Annotated in this window: 21 protein-coding genes and 2 pseudogenes; 6 read left to right on the top strand and 17 right to left on the bottom strand. The window is 36.0% G+C overall.

Annotated elements, in window-relative coordinates; translation table 11 throughout:
* The first annotated feature begins 74 nt into the window (after positions 1 to 74).
* Both M3202_RS15290 and arsC read left to right on the top strand, forming a co-directional pair.
* A complete protein-coding gene (locus tag M3202_RS15290; RefSeq protein ID WP_251224183.1) occupies positions 75 to 1,373 on the top strand; it encodes an arsenic transporter in 1,299 nt (432 codons plus the stop codon).
* A gap of 21 nt (positions 1,374 to 1,394) precedes the next feature.
* The gene (gene arsC, locus M3202_RS15285; protein ID WP_251224182.1) at positions 1,395 to 1,811 is read left to right on the top strand and encodes an arsenate reductase (thioredoxin); all 417 of its coding nucleotides are present in this window, start codon (positions 1,395 to 1,397) and stop codon (positions 1,809 to 1,811) included.
* Positions 1,812 to 1,965: 154 nt separating this feature from the next.
* On the opposite strand, the pseudogene chrA reads toward arsC, so the two are convergent.
* The 9 genes and pseudogenes from chrA to M3202_RS15240 form a co-directional block, all read right to left on the bottom strand.
* Positions 1,966 to 2,583, bottom strand: a pseudogene (gene chrA / locus M3202_RS15280) (chromate efflux transporter); the annotation flags it as partial.
* On the bottom strand, positions 2,580 to 3,068 hold the full coding sequence (locus tag M3202_RS15275) for an SAF domain-containing protein (RefSeq protein WP_251224181.1): 489 nt from the start codon (positions 3,066 to 3,068) through the stop codon (positions 2,580 to 2,582). The gene M3202_RS15275 and the pseudogene chrA, both read right to left, overlap by 4 nt.
* 307 nt (positions 3,069 to 3,375) lie before the next feature.
* Positions 3,376 to 4,560, bottom strand: a complete 1,185-nt coding sequence (locus M3202_RS15270) for a replication initiation protein (protein ID WP_251224180.1) — start codon at positions 4,558 to 4,560, stop codon at positions 3,376 to 3,378.
* Positions 4,561 to 5,567: 1,007 nt separating this feature from the next.
* Entirely contained in the window at positions 5,568 to 6,782 is a 1,215-nt protein-coding gene (locus tag M3202_RS15265; protein ID WP_251224179.1) for a 3D domain-containing protein, read from the bottom strand.
* The gene (locus tag M3202_RS22580) at positions 6,779 to 7,834 is read right to left on the bottom strand and encodes a GGDEF domain-containing protein (RefSeq protein WP_251224178.1); all 1,056 of its coding nucleotides are present in this window, start codon (positions 7,832 to 7,834) and stop codon (positions 6,779 to 6,781) included. Before M3202_RS22580 ends, M3202_RS15265 begins: the two co-directional genes overlap by 4 nt.
* Before the next feature lie 162 nt (positions 7,835 to 7,996).
* A complete protein-coding gene (locus M3202_RS15255) occupies positions 7,997 to 8,581 on the bottom strand; it encodes a hypothetical protein (protein WP_251224177.1) in 585 nt (194 codons plus the stop codon).
* Entirely contained in the window at positions 8,574 to 8,990 is a 417-nt protein-coding gene (locus M3202_RS15250; protein ID WP_251224176.1) for a hypothetical protein, read from the bottom strand. Before M3202_RS15250 ends, M3202_RS15255 begins: the two co-directional genes overlap by 8 nt.
* A gap of 497 nt (positions 8,991 to 9,487) precedes the next feature.
* Positions 9,488 to 10,333 (bottom strand): hypothetical protein, encoded by an 846-nt coding sequence (locus M3202_RS15245; protein WP_251224175.1) that lies wholly within the window; start codon positions 10,331 to 10,333, stop codon positions 9,488 to 9,490.
* 20 nt (positions 10,334 to 10,353) lie between these two features.
* Complete coding sequence (locus M3202_RS15240; RefSeq protein ID WP_251224174.1) at positions 10,354 to 10,833, bottom strand: hypothetical protein; 480 nt, start codon at positions 10,831 to 10,833, stop codon at positions 10,354 to 10,356.
* A gap of 198 nt (positions 10,834 to 11,031) precedes the next feature.
* Here M3202_RS15240 and M3202_RS15235 point away from each other — a divergent pair, with 198 nt between their 5' ends.
* Positions 11,032 to 11,223: a hypothetical protein gene (locus tag M3202_RS15235; protein ID WP_251224173.1), complete on the top strand. Its 192-nt coding sequence runs from the start codon at positions 11,032 to 11,034 to the stop codon at positions 11,221 to 11,223.
* Here the strand turns inward: M3202_RS15235 and M3202_RS15230 are convergent.
* From M3202_RS15230 to M3202_RS15220, 3 genes are all read right to left on the bottom strand, one after another.
* Positions 11,215 to 11,361 carry a hypothetical protein gene (locus tag M3202_RS15230; RefSeq protein WP_251224172.1) on the bottom strand — a complete coding sequence of 49 codons (147 nt, stop codon included), beginning with the start codon at positions 11,359 to 11,361 and terminating at the stop codon, positions 11,215 to 11,217. The genes M3202_RS15235 and M3202_RS15230 overlap by 9 nt on opposite strands.
* A gap of 181 nt (positions 11,362 to 11,542) precedes the next feature.
* Entirely contained in the window at positions 11,543 to 14,500 is a 2,958-nt protein-coding gene (locus M3202_RS15225; protein ID WP_012961264.1) for a Tn3 family transposase, read from the bottom strand.
* 30 nt (positions 14,501 to 14,530) lie between these two features.
* Complete coding sequence (locus M3202_RS15220; RefSeq protein ID WP_003322302.1) at positions 14,531 to 15,085, bottom strand: recombinase family protein; 555 nt, start codon at positions 15,083 to 15,085, stop codon at positions 14,531 to 14,533.
* Positions 15,086 to 15,556: 471 nt separating this feature from the next.
* On the opposite strand from M3202_RS15220, the gene M3202_RS15215 reads away from it, so the two are divergent.
* Together M3202_RS15215 and lspA are read left to right on the top strand one after the other, a co-directional pair.
* Positions 15,557 to 16,219 carry a CadD family cadmium resistance transporter gene (locus tag M3202_RS15215; protein WP_251224171.1) on the top strand — a complete coding sequence of 221 codons (663 nt, stop codon included), beginning with the start codon at positions 15,557 to 15,559 and terminating at the stop codon, positions 16,217 to 16,219.
* A gap of 119 nt (positions 16,220 to 16,338) precedes the next feature.
* Complete coding sequence (gene lspA, locus M3202_RS15210; protein WP_251224170.1) at positions 16,339 to 16,785, top strand: signal peptidase II; 447 nt, start codon at positions 16,339 to 16,341, stop codon at positions 16,783 to 16,785.
* Positions 16,786 to 17,194: 409 nt separating this feature from the next.
* On the opposite strand, the pseudogene M3202_RS15205 reads toward lspA, so the two are convergent.
* The 5 genes and pseudogenes from M3202_RS15205 to M3202_RS15185 all read right to left on the bottom strand — a co-directional run.
* Positions 17,195 to 17,815, bottom strand: a pseudogene (locus M3202_RS15205) (oxidoreductase dimerization domain-containing protein); the annotation flags it as partial.
* Between the two features lie 273 nt (positions 17,816 to 18,088).
* Complete coding sequence (locus tag M3202_RS15200) at positions 18,089 to 18,706, bottom strand: CadD family cadmium resistance transporter (RefSeq protein ID WP_012960945.1); 618 nt, start codon at positions 18,704 to 18,706, stop codon at positions 18,089 to 18,091.
* A gap of 146 nt (positions 18,707 to 18,852) precedes the next feature.
* Positions 18,853 to 20,271, bottom strand: a complete 1,419-nt coding sequence (lpdA, locus tag M3202_RS15195) for a dihydrolipoyl dehydrogenase (protein ID WP_012960944.1) — start codon at positions 20,269 to 20,271, stop codon at positions 18,853 to 18,855.
* Between the two features lie 223 nt (positions 20,272 to 20,494).
* Positions 20,495 to 22,897: a heavy metal translocating P-type ATPase gene (locus M3202_RS15190; protein ID WP_251224169.1), complete on the bottom strand. Its 2,403-nt coding sequence runs from the start codon at positions 22,895 to 22,897 to the stop codon at positions 20,495 to 20,497.
* A complete protein-coding gene (locus M3202_RS15185) occupies positions 22,890 to 23,255 on the bottom strand; it encodes an ArsR/SmtB family transcription factor (RefSeq protein WP_191567532.1) in 366 nt (121 codons plus the stop codon). Before M3202_RS15185 ends, M3202_RS15190 begins: the two co-directional genes overlap by 8 nt.
* Before the next feature lie 328 nt (positions 23,256 to 23,583).
* On the opposite strand from M3202_RS15185, the gene M3202_RS15180 reads away from it, so the two are divergent.
* Entirely contained in the window at positions 23,584 to 23,832 is a 249-nt protein-coding gene (locus tag M3202_RS15180) for a GerD family protein (protein WP_251224168.1), read from the top strand.
* Positions 23,833 to 23,987 lie beyond the last annotated feature (155 nt).

The raw sequence follows: 23,987 nt of genomic DNA, 5'->3' as shown, positions 1-23,987 counted from the left end.
GCTGCCTTTAAGATGGCATATACCATACTCTTAGAGAAAAAAACATTGGTTAATCGTAAAGGAGAACTCATACGTTGATTTCAGTCTTTTTAGCATCTGCTATATTTATCATTACGCTCGTTTTAGTTATCTGGCAGCCTAGAAACCTTGATATTGGTTGGTCTGCTTGTGGTGGTGCCATCATTGCATTACTTCTTGGTGTTGTTTCTTTTGGCGATGTCATTGAAGTTACAGGCATTGTTTGGAATGCTACTTTAACGTTTATTGCCGTTATTATAATTTCTTTAATTTTGGATGAAATAGGCTTTTTCGAATGGTCGGCCCTCCATATGACTCGTGCGGCCAAAGGAAATGCTGTGCTCATGTTTGTATACGTCTGTATTTTAGGTTCAATCGTCGCTGCATTTTTCGCCAATGACGGTGCAGCTTTAATTTTAACGCCAATCGTTTTAGCCATGGTTCGCTCGTTGAAATTTAACGAAACGATGGTGTTCCCATTTATTATTGCGAGTGGATTTATTGCCGATTCTACCTCGCTACCGTTGATAGTGAGTAACTTAGTCAACATCGTTTCGGCGGACTTCTTCGGCATTGGATTTATTGAATATGCCACACGGATGATTGTTCCAAACTTCTTTTCATTAGTGGCCAGTATTCTTGTTTTGTACCTCTACTTTAGAAAGAGCATTCCAAAACGATACGACTATGAAAAACTGAAGAAGCCTGTTACAGCCATTAAAGATGAAAGAATGTTTAGGATCTCATGGATCGTTTTAGCTATTTTACTTGTTGGCTACCTCGTTAGCGAGTTCTTACATATTCCTGTATCCATTGTTGCCGGAATCATTGCCCTTACCTTCTTAGCGATTGCAAGCAAAAGTCCTGCTGTCGCAACACGATCGGTGTTAAAAGGTGCGCCATGGAACATTGTCTTTTTCTCGGTTGGGATGTATGTCGTTGTGTTTGGTCTTCAAAATGTAGGTTTAACGGATCTTCTAGCTTCAGGGCTTGAACATGTTGCTGAGCAAGGTGTTTTTGCAGCAACCATGGGCATGGGATTTTTAGCAGCTATTCTGTCTTCGATCATGAACAATATGCCAACGGTCATGATCAATGCCATAGCAATTGATGCAACCGCAGCAACGGGATTGATGAAAGAAGCAATGATTTATGCAAATGTCGTCGGTTCTGACCTTGGACCAAAAATTACCCCAATTGGTTCGTTAGCAACACTATTGTGGCTACACGTTCTTACTCAAAAAGGAGTCAAGATTTCTTGGTGGACGTACTTTAAGACAGGCATTGTCATTACGTTACCCGTCTTATTTATCACCTTACTCGGTCTCTACCTCTGGTTAATGATGATTAGTTAAAGAAAAGGAGAAAAACCCATCATGTCTAAAAAAACGATCTATTTTCTTTGTACAGGAAACTCATGCCGTAGCCAAATGGCCGAAGGATGGGCCAAGCATTATTTAGGTAAGGATTGGAATGTGTGTAGTGCAGGTGTCGAAGCTCATGGTTTAAACGCAAATGCAATAAAAGCCATGAACGAGGTCAATATTGATATTTCTAACCAGACATCGGATGTTATTGATACGGACTTATTGAATGACGTTGATATGATTGTGACCCTTTGCGGTGATGCGGCGGATCGTTGTCCGATGACACCGCCGCATATTCGCCGTGAACATTGGGGTTTTGATGATCCAGCGAAAGCTGAAGGATCAGACGAAGAAAAGTGGGCAGTATTCCAACGAGTACGTGATGAAATCGGCCAGCGCATTCAACAATTTGCGAAAACAACTTGATAAGAAGCCGTTTAGGGTCATTGAATGTAGGGGGCTACGACATAACCCTGTAAAAATGAATAAACCGCATGAAATCAAAAATAAAACCTTGATTCCATGCGGTTTTATTTTTGCGATTTGTACTAAAATCAATTAGTTTTCAACTTCTGTCCTCTTAAAAGATAGCTAAAAGCGATCCTCCTAATGCACCGGAAAGAACAATGATCCAAGGTGGAAGTTTTAAATAAACGAGCATAAAGAACAACAGTGCAGCTAAAGTAAAGTCCATAGGGGTAAGAATAGCACTCGTCCATATGGGTTGGTAAAATGCAGAGATGAGTATTCCTACAACGGCTGCATTAACTCCCATAAATGCACCTTTAATCTTACTGTTTTCTCTCAGTGAATACCAGAATGGTAACGTTCCTAATATAAGAAGAAATGCTGGCAGGAAGATCGCAACGGTTGCCATTAGTCCTCCTGCCCATCCACCAATATCAGCTCCTATATAGGAAGCAAACGTAAAAAGAGGACCTGGAACAGCTTGGGCTGCACCATAACCGGCAAGAAACGATTCTTCACTAATGAATCCTGTAGGGACAAATTCACGTTCTAAAAGAGGAAGTACCACATGTCCTCCTCCGAACACTAAGGATCCTGCACGATAAAAGCTGTCGAATATATTTATCCAAGTCATTGAACTAAAATGACTTAAAATAGGGAGCCCCACCAATAGTCCGAAAAATAACGTTAAGCAAATGCCCCCAAAACGTTTTGAAATCGGAAATGTCATAGATAGCTTTTCATCGTTTTGATGACCTTTAAATATACCACTTCTTCAGCACTGGATGGTGTAAAGGCATAGATGGATATTTGATCTTTTGCTCTAAGTGAACCAGGTTTAGCAAAAATCCATTCATTCGGAATCGGTCTTATCGCTTCACCCTCTTCTTTATTAGGAGTAATCCTATCAAAATCAACTTGCTCAGTCGATAATTGCGCATTTTTAATGAGCCTTTCAGCTGCGTCTTTTCCAAGAATATGATTGAGCTCTGACTCTTTAACAACCCCCTCTACCAACGCACTTTTTGGCCGAGTTTCAATTTCGAACATATCTTTTGTTAAGGTTTGGCCCCTTTGAATATCTGAATTTGCTTTCACGATGACAACCCTCTCTGAATCAATATGATCTTTTAAGTATAGATCCCACACAATCACAAACACGATTGCAATTGAAGATACAAATAATGCAGCAATTATTTTGAGTTTATTGTTCATTTTTTTTCCTTTCTTATAAGACCTCTCATATCATTTAAGAATTCTGATGGTCCTATTTTTTGAAATTCACAAAAAAAGACACCCAAAGTTAAAAATGAGCTTAAACACTCAATTTCAACCGGGGTGTCCCGTTATCTTAATTCAATTAAATACAATCCAGTTCACTCAACAAATCTCAGCTTATAGAGAAATTATAGTATACCCAATTTTAAAGGTCAATCTTAAATGCAAAATAATATTATAAATTGTGAAGGTGGCAACTACATAAGAGAACTATCACCAAATATGCTGCCTTGTTTGATTGATCCTATTTCTTTTTTAATCTATTCTCTTTAATCAGGTCGCGTAAGTATTGATTAAGATTCGTACCGTGTTCATTCCAAAATTCTAAAGCTTCTTCAATTTGAAAACCTTCCTTGACAATGTAATCAATCACCTTTTCTTCTACCAGGAAGCTCGGAACACTTTCTCTGCTATGACGATAAATCCCCTTAAGCCATTGCTGAACTTGTCCTACAGAAAATCTATCCACACTCTTAAAATCGGTAGACTTAAGTTTACCTTTCTCAACATAATTATTTTCAATAGCAGCAATCACGTAACCACTTATGTTATCAATTTCCAAATGATTTTTTGTCTCTAATATATAATTAATATTCTGGTTGATTTGTTCTTCACTATATTCTTTAACAATTTCACGAGCTTTATCAGGCCTGACACCAAAGCGAATTAACAAGTTGCTGCTATTCGAATCTAATTTTTCGTTTCCAATCACTTCTTTAAGAAGCTTCTGGTTCTTTTTTATGTAGAAAATGATCCCAACAACTTTCCGTCCCTCTTTACGCTCTTCAAAATCAAACGTCAAGTCGGTATTTTCTGTTAGTTCAGATTGTGCTTTTAAGATTATCCGACTCTTTAAATGTGCATATTTTTCATATTTATCAGGAGGAATATTTAAATGAAATTTGAGTTCCGAAATGGAAAACGCTCTCTTTTTCAATTTCTCATATTGTTTTAATAGTTCATATATCCTTATGTAATATTCACTTCTTAACTGTAAAACATTACGTAACTTAAACGGTGTATAATTTTGCTTCAGTTCCAGTAAAAAAGGGCGAAGCTTCTCTGAAAACTCTAATTCTACATACCCTTGACCTTTAAAGTATTCAGAAGATGAAAGCCAGTGCATATTTAGTTTCGATCGTTCTGTTTCAATCGTGATTGTTTTGTTCTGTAACTTTTCAACCACACTCTCAACTTTGCTATAAAAGTTTTTTTCCTTAATCCCAATGATATCGGCTAGATCTTTGACTTTAATCCGGTGAACACGAAAGTTATCATCTTCTGGTTGCACTAATGAGGCTAAGGTTAAGATAATTCTTTTTTCTTGCAGCGTAAGGTTCTGGGGAGCTTCAATCAATGAGTTTGATTGAGTAACTAAGTATTCTGGTGAAATTTTTGACTCAAATAATGAGAGTTGTTCTGCTTTCATTTCTCACTCACCTCGACCTCTAAAAAACGGTATTTTCTTCACTATAGTTCAAGATATAACAAAAATCTACTCCCCTATGTGTGACCGATAAGGGAATCATTAATCTAGCAGCCTTTATTAGGTTTTTGGCATTTTCTTTAACAATTACACACAAACTAGTGTGGTAGTAACTATCACACTTAAGGGAGTATCAAGTCAAACCTCGATCCTTTCCCCGAGATCAAACGCTGAACTTTAGTAGAAGCACAGGATTTACATGGAGTCGCGGTCATGATAGCCTTGTTAGGCGCTGCCAGCTGTCCTATTAAAGCTTCAAAGTGTCACACTTTTGGGAGTAAGATCATGAAGTATCACACTTAGAGGATTGCTACCAGCATTAACTATCACATTTTGGGGAGGATGAAGATCAAACTATCACACATATAGGAGTTTATAATTAAAATTAATTGTTCTAAACTATCTCGCATAGCCATAAAATCTAATAATGAATAAATTATACCCCTCAATGTGTGATAGTTAAATGACAGAAAACGGAATATCGGACATAATAATCACAAAATGCTCCCTTATCTGTGATAGTTTTAGATAAAACTCCCTTAAGTGTGATCTTTTAATAGGGCATTGACTCCTCATAGTGTGATCTTTCTTATCTATAAGTAGCCGATACCCTCAATCTGTGACCTTTACTCCCTAATGTGTGATAGTTACTCCCCTAAGTGTGATCCTTAAACTCCTTTTTCTGTGATAGTTAAGTCCACAATTTGTGATACTTTACCCCTTCTTGTGTGATATCTCACTCCTGTATCCGTGATAATTAGCTCCTTAAAGTGTGATCTTTCACTCCACTAATAGTGATCTTTTAAAGGTAAACCTCCTGCTATGACACTATCATGGTAGCATGAAAACAACAAAACAGATTATCACTTTAAACAATATAAAACATCTTTAAATCAATTTGTAAAACAAACATTGTTGTCATTCTCTTAATTATTAATTAAAACAATAATTTATGAATCAAGTAGAGTCACTTGTACTTGTCTTCTCCCCCAACGAAGTGCTTCTTCTTCCGTATGCATATACAAATCAATCTTTTTCCCCTTTATTGCAGATCCAATATCACTTGCTACAGCTTTTCCATATCCTTCTACATAAACAGTAGCACCTAATGGAATTACTTCAGGATCTACTGCAATTACCTTAATATTAGGACGGTGCCGAAGGTCAATCCCCATTTTTGTAATTCCAGTACAGCCTAAACAATCAGGAGTATATGCAGTGGCTGTTACAAGCATCGTTTCTTTCCCTTCTCTATCGATTATCAAAGGGGGTACTCGATCTATTGATGGTAGATGATCTTGTATTGATGGATTCTGTCGTTCTACTTGCTTTTTCGTCCCCACTGCAATTAATTGATTACTTGGTTCTCTTGTTACTTCTTCAGAAACTAATATCCTTGATGTTTCTTTCCCGTCTTGCTCAATCACATGAAATGTTTTCTCTATTATTCCTTGCTGCCCTTCCTGAATGATTTGTTCTTGACCAACCATCAAATCGTCGCTTTCTTGTTTAATAACACTGTAGTTAATGTATTCCGTTTGAACTTCTTTATCACTTAAAAACTCAATAATCTCAATCGTGTTCTCTGTTGTAAGGCGAGTGTCTAAAGAAGGGCGGACAAATTCATCTTCTCCTACGATAATGTTGTGTTTTTGCAATATGTCCCTTACCGTCCCAGGAGTCGTCCATCGTTTAATCTGAGTTCCATTTTGTTGAATCGACACCTGGAAGGCTGTTTGAAAGATTATATTTGATCCTTCCTGAATCGGATCAGAAGCAGCAGGATAGAGATAATCATGTAGTGTGGGAACAATACCTAATTCTTCTCTGATCACTTCCTCGACAGTACTACGATCCGTTTGAAGCAGAATCTTTTCACCATTGTAATTGATTGTAACGGGGACTCGCTGTTTGATTGAAATTAACATGCCATGTGTTAATTTTGTATGTTGATCTGGATATACCGTCATTGAAGGAGACATCTCAATTTCTAACTCACTTAGCAATTCTTCGATCACAGTTGCTTTTGTTTGAATAGTCGCGGACTTCCCCTTAAAATCCAGTACGATATGTTTGATCGACTGGCTGGGTATGAGAAAAATCAGAATCATTACAATAGATATTCCAACAGCCATGCATGCTAGAATTGACACAACTTTTCTCATGATGATCCCTCCATTAAAGTCTCAATTCTGTCTGATCCATAACCCACGACTTTATTTTTTCCAGTTGTTTTAGCCATGTACATTGCTTGATCTGAGTAATCAATAATATTGTTCTTTATTTCACTTGTACCATACGTTGAATAACCAATTGAAAGAGTTGCCACTGTTTCATCACTAACTCGTTGACGGATCTGTTCAGCTAACTGTGAAACGATTGCCTCCCCATTTGGTAAGAAAACCACAATTTCCTCTCCTCCATAACGGGCAACACATCCTTGTTGACCAATTACTTCTTTAAAGATTTTTGCCACTGTGATAAGAATCTCGTCGCCTTTTTCATGTCCCTGTGTTTCATTTAGTTTTTTAAAGTCATCAATATCTGAAAAAATGACTGCAGATGTACCATTGTTTTTCGAGGTAACTTCATTAACAAAAAAACGTCGGTTATATAATCCAGTTAAAGGGTCAAGTAATGAACCGTATTGTGCAAGTATCATTTTTGCAATGATCCGGTCAAAATAAAAAAAGAACATGCAAACAATCGTACATATTAAGAAGGCAGTGTGTAATAGAAAAAACAATTGAAATGGATATACGATAACTAATAAACCCAGTATGCAGGATATTCCCAGGAATGTTACGGCAAAGGTAAAGAATAAGTACTGATTAAGAACTTTTTTATAATGAATAGAGATTAAAATTGAAAAAAGCATAAGTGAAAGATAAGCTAGAAAGTTAGTTGAAAACCCGGTTACATATTCCATGACGATAATGGCAAATCCCACTAGAGATGGGGTTACAAAGATAGACCAAAATATACGGTCTCGTTCCTGAATATATAACGAACATACTCCCCCAAAAAGGAATGGGATTGACAGGACCGTCATTGTTGAATTCATTGAAACCATACCATAGACATAAATGATCGTAGACAGAAGAACTGAAATTAAAGAACACAGATGTGTTGGACTTTTCCATTTGATATAAAGATGTAGTGTCATAAATAATAAAAGAGTACAAATTGCTGCCCCTAACGCCCATAAATAACTCACATTTCATCCTCCTAAAACAAAAAAACCCGCTCTGTCATGAGTAATCTCATGTACATCGAGCGGGCTTTCCCGTTAATCGTATATTCGAAATTATTTTGTAAGCCAGTACTCCTGTATTATAAACCAACAAATCTTAAATTTGTACAGTTTTTCTTAAAATACTCATTCATCCGCTAAATAAATTCGGATAATACGATCGACAGCTTTGGGCATACCACCTTTACGATATTCTTCAATAAAATCACAAAATAAAATTTCAATCACCGTTTCTACCGTGAAACCATGGTTAGCATATTGTTCTTCTAAATCATCGAGCATCCATTCGATTCTCAATATATCGTCTCTTTTTAATTCTAATGTGATCTCATTATAGGAGAGTGAACCTTGTAAAAGCTCACTATTTAATGCATTATATCGGACAAACTCAATCGGCTTATAGTTTCGAGATCGAAGGTTACGAAAGATATTGAATACATCATTCTTTTTGGCCAATTCAAGTAAAAATTCATCAAGTAAGATATCAATGATCATAGCAGGCTGAAAAGGCTCTTCAATAATTCGTTCGACATCCTTACAAAATGCAATTGCTCTTTTTAATGTTTTCTTTGGCACGCGTATCTTTAGATTGCCCATCCGTTTTTTTTCCAGTAAGGAGATACAAAATCCTAAGAATGAAGGCCGTTCTCTTGTGTACTCCTTTAATTCTTGTCCGATAAGATCGATTTCACTATAAGATTGTCTATCCATGTTCGATCTCCTTTTGAAGTAGCATGAACACTAAAATACGATATGCGGTTTCTTTGTAGCTCACATCCATTTCGTTTTTCATTATGAATATTTTATCCATATAATAGTCAGCTAACTTCACATGGACACATTTTTCTGAACTAATGTAAGTTTCATGAGGAAAAGTTACAAAGCACCTTAATCCTTCTTCGACAAGAGAACTTGCATAATGTGTGGCATACATATTTTTCTCTCTAGCTTGCCGATTGAGAATTTTCCTTAAATCATGGGACAGGGGCACTTTAATGTCTGTCTTTTTATCGCTCCTTATCCTCCGCTGTTTAGTGGAATTCCGAACGTTTGGATTTTCAGGAATAAATTTTGGACGATAAACCTTTGTTCCATTAAATATTGGATTTAGCTTATCCATCTTATCCCCCCTCTTTTTTTAGACTCTTCCCCTCCCTTAACCTAGGGTCATAGGGCCATTTGGTTGTATGGTCAAATATATGCAAGAGGGCAGGGGAAAAGACGTATAAATGATAATAAAAATGGACAAAAAGATAAGAACGAAAGTTTTTTCAAACTAGGAGGGAAATGTGTGGAAAAGGCACAGTCACTTTCTTCAGCTGATGTGAAGAAATTAAAGCTTGCTATTCAAATTAAAAAGAAAAAAGGAAAGAAAACGACAATCATTAGCATAAAATAAAGTCGTTAGGTCTTCCGCATTTAACCTAAGATTTCACATTGTAAAATCATAAGAAAAGAGACGTTGCATATGAGAAACGTCTCTTTTTCTATAATTTTACTACTCTACAATATTAATAATGGTTTTGCTTAATATAAGTAGATCCAGGTATCCTGCAGGTGTTCTTCTTATTCAACTCAACTGAATTGACTTTTAATTATTTAGATTACGATGATTCTTTAATTAAGTCGCTCAATATAAGAATTTGATTTTATAACCATTTCAGTTTTCATCTGATTATTAAATTCATTTTTCCGCAGTTTACCATAAACTAGGACTTTATGGTGTTGAAGTTCCAAATCGGAATAAGTGAATTCCTTGAAATACTTGTCAAAAACAACAAGACTAAATGTGACATCATTAATCGTTGTGAAATTGAGGTAAATTACCTTATCTCTTCTTGTTATGGATTCGATAGTTCCGTAGACAAAGTAATTTATTTTAAGTGCTTGTTCACCCCATAGAAATTTATGCGCCTTTTCTTGATCGAGTATAATCGATGACAATGGCTCCTTCCGTCCACCCCCAATGTTAAACAATATCGTAGCTAATAGATCAGGCTCCGTTTCTTGGAGCAACCTAGCTACTGATTTCACTGAGCTTAATGATTGGGGAGTATCCTTTTTATCCTTGACTTTCGGTTTATTTTGTTCATCAATCTCTTTGGTTGTCTCCGTGTTTCTTTCAACTTGACGAGGTACATAATCTGGGTCAATACCTTTTAAACTTAATCGAATCACACTCTCAGGTAATCCACCCTGTTTTAAAAGTGATTCCTGATATTCAGAGACTTTTAGAACCGTACCGAACATATCTAGAGACTGATAGAAACCGCACCCTAACTTGTGCTTAGAACCTTCTTTTCCAGTTGTTTTAAAATGAGCAACGGATGTTTTCGATCGTTTGACAAAGATAACCGGCGCTTGACAATCTGAATCAATACAGAATAAACGACTACCATGCTTTTCGACTTGATATTCTTCTGAGTAGCAAATGTCCCCTGATACAGTGCGGGCGATCCTCAATCTGAATCCCACCTCCTACGTTATTCTTCCAGAGTGCCTGTTGTAATCATCCTAAGTTGTTCAATCAAAACGGTATGCTCCTGCTTTATTTCTTGAAATTCATTACTAAAAAGTTCTTTGTTGGCTTCCTTATCTTGAAAAGCGGCATCAACACTGTTAACAAGTAAAAGGTGCTGTCTATTGATTAGACCAATTAGTTCGCGATGAAAATTATAAATTGGAGGACTAAGATTATAAATTTGATTATCTAAGCTTTGAACAAGTTCATTTGATTGCGGCACCAATTCACTTACCTGCTTACCAAAACCTGTTTGATCAATTTTTTGTGTATAAAGACTATCAAGGTGTTTATGGTATTGATTTAGTAATTTATTTGAGTCATCTACTACATTCATAAACGTGACTATATAGTCTTCATATGGAGATGGTTGTACTTCCTGTTCTGTACATCCAGGAATAAAGAAGAAAATGGCCAAAAGAGTGGGAACCATCAGTTTCATTTCTAGCTATCACCTCCTTTATAAGCAAAAAACCCGACAAATCAACAGATTTATATTGTTTATCAGTTGATTTGTCGGGTTTTCCCGCTAGCATATTAGATTACTGGTAGAATAACAGCCAAGAATAGAAAAGTCAATTATTTTGTGAATAGTGGTCATTGTTTTTGCCCATAATCGCTATTAAGGTGGTGGTGAATGATGGGTGATTTAATTAATTTCAATTCTTATCCCAAAAAGATTAAGCTTGGCAATAGACAAAAAAGAATAGATGAAAAAACAACTCGAATAAAAGAAGAGCATAGAAGGCTGCAAGAAAAATTTAAAAACAAAGGAAAAAAAAGTAGCGGGATACTGGATAAAAACCAGTATCAGCTACTTTTTTTAGGCTAAACGATTTGATTGTTTTTCGTTACGAATCAGCTTTATTTTATTCTTTAGTGCCTCATATTCTCGCTGTGTCTTTTCTTTTCGCTCTTCGTTAATTTGCCGCTGTGATTTAAATTTGATTATTTGGTATTGTCTAGGCATTATCCTTTGCCTCCTCTACACTCATTCCAGTGTTTTGAGTAAGTAGAAACAACGCGTGAATGAGTCGATAGATTTCTCTTGATGGGGTATAACCAACATTTTGTCATAAAACCCACGTTAAGACAATAAATGGAAAACATAAGCTGATATCACCAACGCTAAGGAGATATCAGCATAATTTTTATATCTTTAAAGGTCGTAATTCATTTGATTTGGGTACCTTTTTCGAATCAAATAAATATTCTCCAAGTAAATTTATATGTTCCCAACCCAATGGGGAAATGTGAGGTAATAACTCCTCTTTTAATAAGCCCTTTTCTTTTAATATCTTTGTAGCCTCTGTGAGATAAACGGTATTCCAAACTGTAGTAGCATTTATAAGAATATTTAAGGCACTAGCTCGTTGAAGTTGATCTTGCAATCCTCTTTCCCGTAACTCTCCACGTTTACCAAAAAATAAGGCTCTTGCCAATCCATTCATAGCTTCACCCTTATTTAATCCTCTTTGGATACGCCGGCGTAATGTTTCATTAGAAATATAGTCTAATATAAAGATTGTCTTTTCAATTCTACCCATCTCTCGCAATGCTGTTGCCATTTTATTTTGGCGAGAATAAGATCCTAACTTTCCTAAAATAAGTGAAGCCGATACTCTACCTTCCCGTATGGAATGTGCTAATCGTAAGACATCATCATAGTTATCTTGAATAATCTTAATGTTGATTTTTCCTCGTAGAATGCTGTCAATCTTTGAATAAACATTGGATTTATCCATGACATAAAGTTTAGAGTCAGATAGATCTCGCATTCTAGGAGCAAAGCGAAAACCTAATATATGGCTTAATCCAAAAACCTGATCGGTGTAACCAGCCGTATCCGTATAATGCTCTTCAATGGATAATTCTGATTCATGATGAAGCAATCCATCGATGACATGTACAGCATCCCTAGCGTTTGTGTTAATAACCTTTGTATAAAAAGAAGAAAATTGATCGCTGGTGAATCTATAGATAGTAGTTCCTTTCCCTGTTCCGTAGTGTGGGTTAGCATCAGCATGAAGAGAAGAGACGCCAACTTGTACACGCATGCCATCCGAAGATGAGGTACTCCCATTTCCCCAATATTTTGATAAAGAAAGATGATGTTGAAAATTTACTAAAGTAGCTTGAGCTTTACTCAAAGAATCCTCATGTAATCGCCATTGGGCTGCATTAGCTAACTGATGATAGGTGATTCCTGGTGTTGCTTCAGCCATTTTGGTAAGACCGATATTGGTTCCCATAGCCATAATCGTAGCCATTACAATAGACTTTTCTTCTCCCTTAGGTGGACGATTACTAGACGCATGAGCAAGGTGTTCATCGAATCCTGTCCAATTTGAAACTTCAATCAATAAATCAGTAAGTTTTACCCGTGGTAACATGTTATATAAAGTTTGGCTAAGAGATTTGGCATCTTCCGGTGTATCTTTCTCTAAACGGTCAAGTCGTATCCTTGACTTGTCAATACTTATTCCCTCAAGAGAATCTATGTTTTCCAATATATAATCTAATCTTTCATTTAAAGCAGTATTTCTCTCAATTATATATTCTTGAGCTGACATACCAACAGCTAATCTATTGCCTGTATTCTTAGTTTCATCCCAATTATCTTTAGTGACTAAGTATTCTTCAAAATCCTTATGTAACCTGCTTCCAGCAACCCATATATCTCCTGAACGGATATGGTTTTTTAATTCGGTTAATGCTGCTAATTCATAATACTTTCGATTAATATTTCCATCTTCATCATAGACATGTTTCTGCCATCTCTTTGGCACAAAATCCAATGGCGCGCCTTCGGGAATATGGCGTTTCTTATTATTGTTAATTTCACGCAAGACATTTAGAGCGCGCAATAAAGGCTCAGAAGCCTGAGTCGTACGGAACTCCAATTTACTGAGAAGTACCGGTGTATACTTTCTAAGGTAACTAAACCGGGTGACCAACAAATCTAAGTAATCGTAGTCCATAGGACGAGCTAAACGTTTTGCTTCTTCTATAGAATCAACAATCCTTTCCCAAGGCATTATTTTCTCTAATACTTCAAATGGATCTAGCTCTTCATTTCGTGCTTTTACTAAAGCTTCACCAATATCCGCAAAGTGCAGTACTTTTTCATTGATAGATTTTCCATTTTGCTTTTGCAGTTCTTCTTGTGCTTTTCTACCCTTTGACTGTAAGATCATAATTTGGCGGTCATGAATTTCGATAGCTTGATCGATTAGATCTTGACTAAGAGTTAAAAGGTGAGCTACAAGAATAGCGTACCTTTTATTCTCATTAAACCTCCGAAAGGAATGAGGTTCATATCGGGCGCCTAGCCTAGCAAGCTGAAGCAGCCTATTCGAGTGAATATTTTCGGACTCTGTTGAAAGATTTAATAAACGAACATATTCTAATCTCTCAATTACTTTTAAAAAAGCATCTGGTGATGACTGACCTGGTATTTCCCTTAGCCATCCAAGCTTAGTTTTGGATTTATCGGAAGGGGTATCAATTAATTTCTCCAATTGTTGTTTTTGCCATGGAGATAACGGTTTATAGAGTGAATTATATACTTTCTCCTCTGCCCTTCGCCTTGTTTCCCATACTAATCTTTCAATCGTTGTCATAGCAGGCAGAATGATTTTTCGCTTTCGCATTTCTTCTAAAGTCATCCTTATTAGGAACAGTGCATTTGAATTTTCAATTGCATGGGGGAGTAATGCCTGTGAAATAATCCGATATGACTGTGCTGAAAAATTAGAAAAACCATAATACTTTCGTATTTCCTCCATATGTTCATGTTTCGTTTGCTCTCGTTCAGAATATAGCTTAAATTCACTTGCATCTACTTGTAACTGATTAGCAACATAGTTTATCACCTTATCAGGAACATTCTTGATATCTGAAAGAGACCAACCAGGGTAACGAAAAAGACAAATTTGAATAGCGAATCCCAATCGATTATGATCTCTTCTTCTACGTCTTATTACCTCAATATCATCTTGTGTAAGGGTATAGTAATACGCTAATTCCCAATTACTTAAAGTAGACGGGATTAACAAAAAATCCTTTCTTTGATCAGGTGTAAGTAGTTCTCTTGCTCTTAGATACACAGGAAAATCCCCCTAATCCAACCCGAAGGTTTAATTTTTTTCTAAAGCTCGATACAACACTGATTTACTAACACCCGTCATATCCGTAATTTCTTTGATGCTATATTGTTTAGATGAATGTAGTTTTAAAGCACGTTCCACCAACTTGGGGTCTTTGGAAGGTCTCCCCCCATTTCGGCCTCTCATTCTTGCAGATTGTAATCCTGATTTTGTACGCTCACTGATAATATCTCGTTCTAGTTCAGCAATACTCGCCATTGTTCGGAAGAAAAAACGTCCCATAGCTGTTGATGTATCAATATTATCCTGTATGGAAATAAAATTGACCTCTTTTTCTTCAAAGGTTTCAACCAATTCAATTAGATGTTTTGTAGACCTTGAGATACGATCCAACTTATAAACGACCACAGAATCACCTTTACTTATAGCCTTTAGGAGTTGTTCTAATTCTGGACGTTCTTTTCTCGTTCCAGTTATTTTCTCTTTGTAAATAACAGCTGCGCCTGCTTTTTCTAAAACATCAATTTGAAGATCTAAAATTTGATCTTGAGTAGAAACACGAGCATATCCAAAAACTTTTCCCATTAAATTCCCTCCCCAAGAATAATTGTTCCCTAATTCGGATTATAAGTCAATTTTAGGGAAGATGAATACGGGAAGGGTTTAGGGATTAGAAAACGCCAAAAATCATGTGTACTATAGATAGGTAAAGTTTTTCCCTTAAACGGTCGTTTATGAAATAATAAGACTAATACGTACAATAGATTTGTTTCTTTTGTTTTTCAATTTACTCTCACTTTTTATTTCATTCAAACCAACATTTTAATGTTGACATTTTACGTTAATAATTTTATTCTAAAAGCACAATATATTCAAATAAATATTTGAATAATAAATTCCAATGTTTTTACATAAAATACTATCTATTAATTTTAGGATCATGCTAGGTGAATTCCAAATCATTACATGAGGGGAAAATAATAGAATGGGTAACAAACTAAAATAACTAAATAGCTTTTAATCCTATTAGGGAGTAATTTAGAAAGGATTTTTTTTATGAATTTAATATTAACAATTCTCTATGCTTTAGGATCATTTATAGTAACCAATATCGATGATATTTTTGTTTTGATGTTGCTGTTCTCTCAGGCAAGTTCACAAGCTAAAGCAAGTAATGGCTCAGCCGTTAACATGCAGCCGATGGGAAATCGTATTTACCCTAGAGATATAGTCATTGGCCAATATCTTGGTTTTGCGCTTTTAGTTTTAATTAGTCTCTTAGCAACATTTGGAGTAACACTTATTCCTGAGGAATGGGTGGGTTTGCTTGGATTAATCCCGATCTATTTAGGAGTTAAACTGTTTATTAAGGGTGAGGAAGAAGATGAAGGTGCTATTCTTTCTAGTTTAAATAAATTTAATAAGTTCTATTTAAGTGTTGCCTTTATCACATTTGCCAATGGTGGAGATAACATTGGAATTTATGTTCCGTTCTTTTCTACTTTAAATAACAATCAACTGGTCATTACAGTTGTTACTTTCTTTATAATGGTTGCGGTCTGGTGCTTAATCGGCTATCGTCTAGCAAGATTCAGATATGTTTCTGAAACACTTGAGAAATACGGCAGATGGGTTATTCCAATTGTGTTTATAGGATTAGGTATATTTATTATGTTAGAAAATGAAACATTTTCTAACATGTGGTCTATCTTCAGATAATAAGGTAGTTAAACTCCAAATTATCAGCAAGGTTTCGATGATTGTATTGTTAAATCCCCTTTCCTTTAAGTATCGCAGCGTACAAATCTTTATAAAAACAAAACAATGAGGTGACGACTTTGTATTGGATTATTATACTCACACTTAGTATTGATCAGCTTATTAAATATTTAGTTAGAAATTTTATGGACTATGGGCAATCGATCCCAATTATCAATGGTTTTTTCCAATTGACATCTCATCGAAATACAGGTGCTGCTTGGGGAATATTTTCAGGACAAAAAATATTCTTAATTAGCATTGCGTTGATTGTTATAGTTATTGGTCTTATTTATTCCCGTAAAGTAACTGATAAGCTAACACGTATAGCCTTTGGCTTTTTTATAGGAGGTGCAATGGGAAACGTTGTAGACCGTTTAATTTTTGGGGAAGTAACAGATATGTACGAGGTTACATTTATTAATTATCCAATTTTTAATACTGCGGATGTTTTTTTAGTTTGTGGAGTTATTTTATTCCTTATTAGCACTTATAAAGAGTCAAAATTAGAGAGTAATCAATCTTAAGGATGTTCGAGTTCGGGATTCAGCTCTATCTTGCTTCCAATATTATAGATGACTTTATTAGTTTTAATTTATGCTACTGATAGATTTAAAATCCAGCCATCAAAAAGGTTTTCTTCATAAGAAAGCCTTTTTTGAGATAATTCTTATTTAATAAAAATGAGTTCGGTTAGAAACAGAGCTGCTGCAACCCCAATTATAGTAGATAAACCTAATAAAACAGCCGATAGCTTTCTTTTTGCTTTTCAAGCTTGTAAATACAATGGAAGATATAGTTTAACCATCGGGTATCGTATATAGAGGGACGGCAATTAATACTATAAAACCTAATCTGCTGTTATTACATAAAAATAAAAATAATTCGACCTGCACTTTTGATTGTGCAGGCCCTGTTATGCTCTAACTGTTCGGATTACTTTTTATTCAGCATATGAATAGCATGTCCCATAACTCCTTCAGCAGCTTCCATCAGAGGTTCAGGTAAGGTTGGGTGTGCATGAATTGTGAGGCTGAGATCTTCTGCCGTTGCCCCTGACTCAATGGCAAAAACTGCTTCAGCAATAAGAGATGATACTTCTGGTCCTACCATTTGTACACCTAACACCCGATTAGTTCCCTTATCCGTCACAACTTGTACAAAACCATCGGCATCCGAAACAGATAAAGCTCTGCCGTTGGCTTGGAATGGAAAACGACTAGAAACCGTTTCATATCCTTCTTTCTTTGCTTCCTTCTCCGTTAAGCCTGTATAGGCTACTTCTGGATCGCTGAAAATAACAAAAGGCATTGCCTGAAAATCAATCACACTCTTTAACCCACTTATCACCTCTGCAGCAATCTTACCTTCGTAACTCGCTTTATGAGCAAGAAGATAACCACCGGCACAGTCCCCAATCGCATAGACATGTTCAACGTTTGTTTGACATTTATCATTTATCTTAATAAAACCGCGTTGGTCTAATTCAACTCCGATATTTTCCAATCCAATTTTCCTTGTGTTCGGTTTTCTTCCAATGGAAACTAAGCAATAATCTCTAATCTTATCAAGACCTAAATCAAAAAAAGTCATAAAAAATAAGGAGTGATACATACTAGTTATGACTAATATGTATCACTCCTTTACTCCTTATTCAACAATCGTGCCCATTACGGAAGACCGACTGTTTACCTTGTACATTTTTTTAGCAATCGCTATGAAACTTATTTTATGTTGTTTGAGTGCCTCCCCATTGTTAACCAGCCTGTCGGCCTACCGATTATAACAACATTCATAAAAAGTTCTCCTTTATTGTTTGGATTTGTCACTTCAAAGAAGAAATGAAATCAAAGCATCGAATGTGTCATTTTCAAACATTATATAAACCCCTAACCCTATGAATACAATTGGTACAATCCAACGTTCATATTTCTCAATTTTTTGCGATACTAAATCTAAGGAAGCTAAACGATAGCTGACATAGCATAAAACTCCAACCATAATTAAAAAGACAATAATAGCAACAAAGATTTCAATCATATTTAACGTCGTGAAGTACGGTACATAAATGGAAAAATCATCCGCACTAGAAGCCAATACAATGAAAGTAACCGTCACAAATAATTGATTAAATTTACCTGAGGAGAATAAGGATAAAATCTTACTTTCATCTTCATCACCTTCTCCTTTAATCCATATTTTTACACCTAAGTAAAGTGGTAAAAGCCCTAGTAGTCCTATAACCCATTGCTGAGGAATTAAATTTGCAACCCCTAGAGCAACAAAAAGACTTACTCCTATAATAATCGCAGTTCCTATATATTGTCCTATCCAAATATGTTTTACCTCACCTTTTTTTATTTGCGAAAACAAGAGGATTAAGATAACGAGATAATCAATTCCTGTCGCCACATAAACCGTAGCAGCTGTAAGCATTGTTACAATCATTTTTCCATCTCCAATGTTTTGGGATGTGGACTTTTCTTCATATTAAAAACCCCTTAATTTACACTCTTATATAGATGTATTAAAAAAATTGTTGGGAGGCGTGATTTTATTATTCTAGACAACTCTAATGCTCAAACTTGTTCTAATTATATTTTATTTAACATATGAATAGCATGTCCCATAACACCTTCAGCAGCTTCCATTAAGGGCTCAGGTAAAGTTGGATGTGCATGTATCGTAAGGCTGAGATCTTCTGCTGTTGCTCCACACTCAATCGCAAAAACTGCTTCAGCAATCAGGGATGATACATCTGGTCCGACCATTTGTACACCTAACACTCGATTGGATTTTTTGTCGGCTACAACTTTTACGAAACCATCACCGTCCGAAACAGATAAGGCTCTACCGTTAGCTTGGAATGGAAATCGACTAGAAACCGTTTCATATCCTTTTTCCTTTGCTTCCTTCTCCGTTAAACCTGTATAGGCTACTTCAGGATCGCTGAAAATTACAAAAGGCATTGCCTGAAAATCAATCACACTTTTTAGCCCACTTATTACTTCGGCAGCTATTTTACCCTCGTAACTAGCTTTATGAGCAAGGAGGTAACCACCAGCACAGTCTCCAATCGCATATACATGTTCAACATTTGTTTGACATTTATCATTTATCTTAATAAACCCGTGTCGGTCAAGTTCTACCCCAATATTTTCCAACCCCATTTTCCCTGTATTCGGTTTTCTTCCAATGGAAACTAAGCAATAGTCACCCTTGATTATCTCTTCTTTTCCATTAATTTGAACCTCAATGTTTACTTCATCGCCTGTATTTTCTCCGCCTTGGACTAAAGCATTCGTTTTGACCGTGATTCCATGTTCCTTTAAATGACGTTTGACTACGCTTGTCAGCATAGGGTCCGTACCTGGAATAATTGTATCTGATCCTTCAAGGATGGTCACTTTAGCTCCGAATTTGGCATAAGCAGTTCCTAACTCTAAACCGATATAACCGCCACCTACTACAACTAAATGTTTCGGTACTTCCTGAAGTGTCAATGCCTCAGTCGAAGAGATGATTCTTTTTCTATCAAATGGCATACTTTTTAACTCAGTAGGTAATGATCCTATTGCAAGAATTAAGTCTTTGTATGAAAAGACTTGTTCTTGGTTACCAATATTTATTTTGACAACAAAGGGTTCAGTCAGATATGCTTCCCCACTAATGACTTCGACACCATTTCCTTTCAGCAAAGTCTGAACACCATTCGTTAGTTTATTCACTATACCGTCCTTCCATTTCACTACTTCTGGCATCTCTACATTAACTTCACCTGAAACCTTTATCCCTATTGTATTAGCATGTTTTATGTGTTTTACTCGTTCAGAAGCACTGATAAGAGCCTTTGAAGGTATACATCCACGATTAAGGCAAACCCCTCCTAACTCTGCTTTATCCACCAACACCACTTTTTTCCCTAACTGAGCAGCACGTATAGCAGCTACATAACCTCCTGAACCTGCACCAATAACTAACAAATCTACTTCTCTTTTTCCTTCAACAGTCATATCAGTTTCCTCCTTTGATTTGATAAAGAATAGAATTAATTTTAATTCCAATGAAAGTTCTTTTTATCCATATGGATACCTATATGTAATATGAAGCTGTTATTTACTTATACCCAATCTTCCCATATTTATTTAGGATGGATATTAAGAAGTAATACTATTTGAAATTATTTTAGAAAAAGGCTTTCCAAACTGTCTAGAAAGCCTTTTTAGCCCTTTTCCTTTATTCTTCTTTCACTCTCATTAGGCGCAAACCATTTAGCGCTACTAGAATGGTCGCCCCCATATCTGAAAGGATGGCAATCCAAAGTGTTAACCAACCTGGGATAACCAATAGTAAGGCAATAAATTTAATAGCAATGGCGAAAGTAATGTTAGCTTTGATGATATTAAGAGCTTTTCGGCTAAGTTTTACAGTGAATGGAAGTTTTCTTAAATCGTCTCCCATTAGAGCGACGTCTGCCGTTTCTAAGGCTGTGTCTGTACCGGCTCCACCCATTGCGATACCGACTGTTGAGGCTGCCAATGCAGGTGCATCATTGACACCATCTCCTACCATGGCGACATTCCCAAAGTCGGCCCTTAATTGTTTTATATATTCTAATTTGTCCTGAGGCATCAGATCGGCTCGGATATCAGATACTCCAACATGACTTCCTATTGCATTCGCCGTACCTTTGTTATCACCTGTAAGCATAATTGTTTTTTTGATTCCAAGTTGATGTAACTTTTGAATAATTTCCTTACTTGATTCACGAACTTCATCAGCAACTGCAATAACTGCAAGTATTTCTTTTTCGGTTCCAATAATCATGGCTGTCTTACCTTGATTTTGAAGAGTAGTAACATTTTGCTCTAAGTCTTTATCGAAATCAGTAGTCAATAATTCCTTAAAGAGTTTCGGGCTACCGATATAATAAGTCGTCCCGTTTACATTACCCTTTATACCCTTTCCTGTGATAGAAGAGAAATCCTCTACCTGTACGTCAGAATAAGTAATGTTTTCTTCTTCTGCTTTTTTCATGATGGCTGAAGCAAGAGGATGCTGAGAACGATACTCCAATGCAGTAATAATGGATAGTAATTCTTTTTCATTTATCTGTTTTTTCAACACATTATAATCAGTTACAGCTGGGACCCCTTTTGTTAAGGTACCTGTTTTATCAAATGCAATAGCCTTTAAGGCACCCATTTCTTCTAAATACACTCCGCCTTTGACAAGGACACCTTTTTTCGCAGCATTCCCAATCGCTGAAACAATAGAAATAGGAGTTGATATAACCAACGCACAAGGACAACCAACAACAAGAACAGCTAATCCTTGATAAATCCATGTTTCCCAACTTAGATCAAAGAATAATGGTGGGACTATAGCAACTAATGCTGCAATGATCATAATGATCGGTGTGTAATATTTTGCGAATTTATCAACAAATGCTTGCGAAGGAGCGCGTTCTCCTTGTGCTTCCTCTACAAGATGAATAATTTTAGAAATCGTTGTATCTTCTACAAGTTTCGTTATTTTTACTTCAAGTAATCCTTCTTCATTTAAGGTACCTGCAAATACTTCATCATCCACCGTTTTCTCAACAGGGACTGATTCACCTGTAATAGCTGCTTGGTTAACGGCAGAGTATCCACTTACAACTACACCATCCATCGCAATCTTTTGACCTGGTTTTACAATCATGATATCCCCAACAGCAATATCATCAACATGAATCATTATTTCTTGTCCATTACGTCTAACAAGTGCCTCTTTAGGAGCGATATCCATTAATGAACGAATCGATTGTCTTGCTCTATCCATGGAAAATCGTTCAAGTTCTTCACTGATAGCAAAGAGAATGACAACAATAGCAACTTCTCCCCATTCACCAATAATGGCTCCACCTATAACAGCTACTGTCATAAGGGTTTTCATGTCAAAGTCAAAATGAATCAAGTTTTGTAAACCGACTTTAAAGAGTGATAATCCTCCGATTAACATAGATGCTACAAATAATAATGTAGTAACAATGTTCTCATCCCCATTAACAGATGAGGAAAGGTAACCAAAGACAAGAAATAAGGCTGAATAGAGTAAAGTACTATGCTTTTTATAAAACGGCACTTTATCTTCTTTCGTATCTTCTTTTACCTCTTGTGAAGCTTGGCGAGCAGATTTTTCAGGAGTCACTTTAAGATTCTCAAATGCACCTGCTTTTTCTAGTTCTTCAATCGTTGCATTACCATATACAGCAATTTTAGATGCGCCAAAATTTACTTTTGCATCCTCAACTCCAGCAAGCTGTTTTACATTATTCTCAAATTTTCCTGCACAGTTTGCGCATGTAAATCCTTCAACACGGTATACGTTTTTGTCCTCGTTAACCTCTAGTTTAGCTTCTCGCCTTGGTTTTTCAGGAGCCACTTTAAGATTCTCGAATGCACCTGCTTTTTCTAGCTCTTCAATCGTTGCATCACCGTAAACAGATATCTTAGATGCTCCAAAATTCACTTTTGCATCCTGTACTCCTGGAAGTTTTTTAACATTATTTTCAAACTTCCCTGCACAATTTGCACATGTAAACCCCTGAACGCGATAAACATTTTTTTCAGCCTCTAATGCTTTTGCTTCAGACAATTTTCATAACCTCCTTCTGATGTGCAAATGCAACCTGTATTAGTTGCTTTACATGCTCATCATCTAATGAATAGTAGACTAACTTACCTTCTTTTCGATATCTAGCTAACCCAATATTTTTTAGTAACCTCAAATGATGAGATGTAGTGGCGGTTGTAGCACCAACAATATTCGCTACATCACAAACACACAATTCATCTTCTAGAGAAAGAGCATACGCAATTTTAATCCTAGTATCATCTGATAAAGCTTTAAAAATTTTGGCTACTTCCAAAGGATTTTGTTGGATTAGTTCATTTTTAACTCTTATGACTTTTTCTTGATCTATACACGTAACTTCGCATGCATCATTTTGCAAATTTTCCACCTCACATCAATCAAATACACATTTGAATATAATTATAATTTATCAAAAACAAATAGTCAAATATATGTTTGAATATAATTTACATAAAATCAAGTTTTCTTTAGTTTGCAGTAATTAATTATTCTTATACCTTAATTTAATTTCTTTTTTATGTTAGATACACTAATAGGAATATCATTAGGATGCAGTTTTAAAACTTGAAGAGTTTATCACTTAAAAAGCCCGAATTTTCTCTAACAAAGAGAAAATTCGGGCTTTACTTTTTCGACTCCCCTATCAGAATAGCTTTATTCAAAAAAGAAATATGTTAGCAGACATGATGGCAACACCGGAAATGCAAGATGCAATGGTACGCACGATGAGTTCTCCTGAAATGCAGGATCAAATGGTGGAAATGATGAAGCAGCCAGAAATGCAAAATACAATGATCGAGATCATGAATGATCCGGAAATGCAGAATACAATGATAGGTGTAATGAAAAGACCAGAGATGCAAGATGCAATGGTCGAGATCATGCAAACCCCTGAAATGAAGAAATTAATAAAAACTGTCCTTAATGAAGATTAAAGCAAACCAAGGCTGACTTAAGCTAATACTGTTTTTGACACCCTTAAATTACCGAAAGTTGACGGTATTGCCTGTCCAGAATTAGTCGATTATAATGTCCGTATATAATTCGAAACATTTCGACATTTATAATTCTGGGGAAAGGAAAAAGACAT

It is taken from the genome of Halalkalibacter oceani, from assembly GCF_023715605.1.
In the GTDB taxonomy this organism is placed as follows: Bacteria; Bacillota; Bacilli; order Bacillales; family Bacillaceae_D; genus Halalkalibacter; species Halalkalibacter oceani.
Note: the sequence above shows the minus strand (reverse complement) of the source record. Positions and strands in the feature narration are given on the sequence as shown.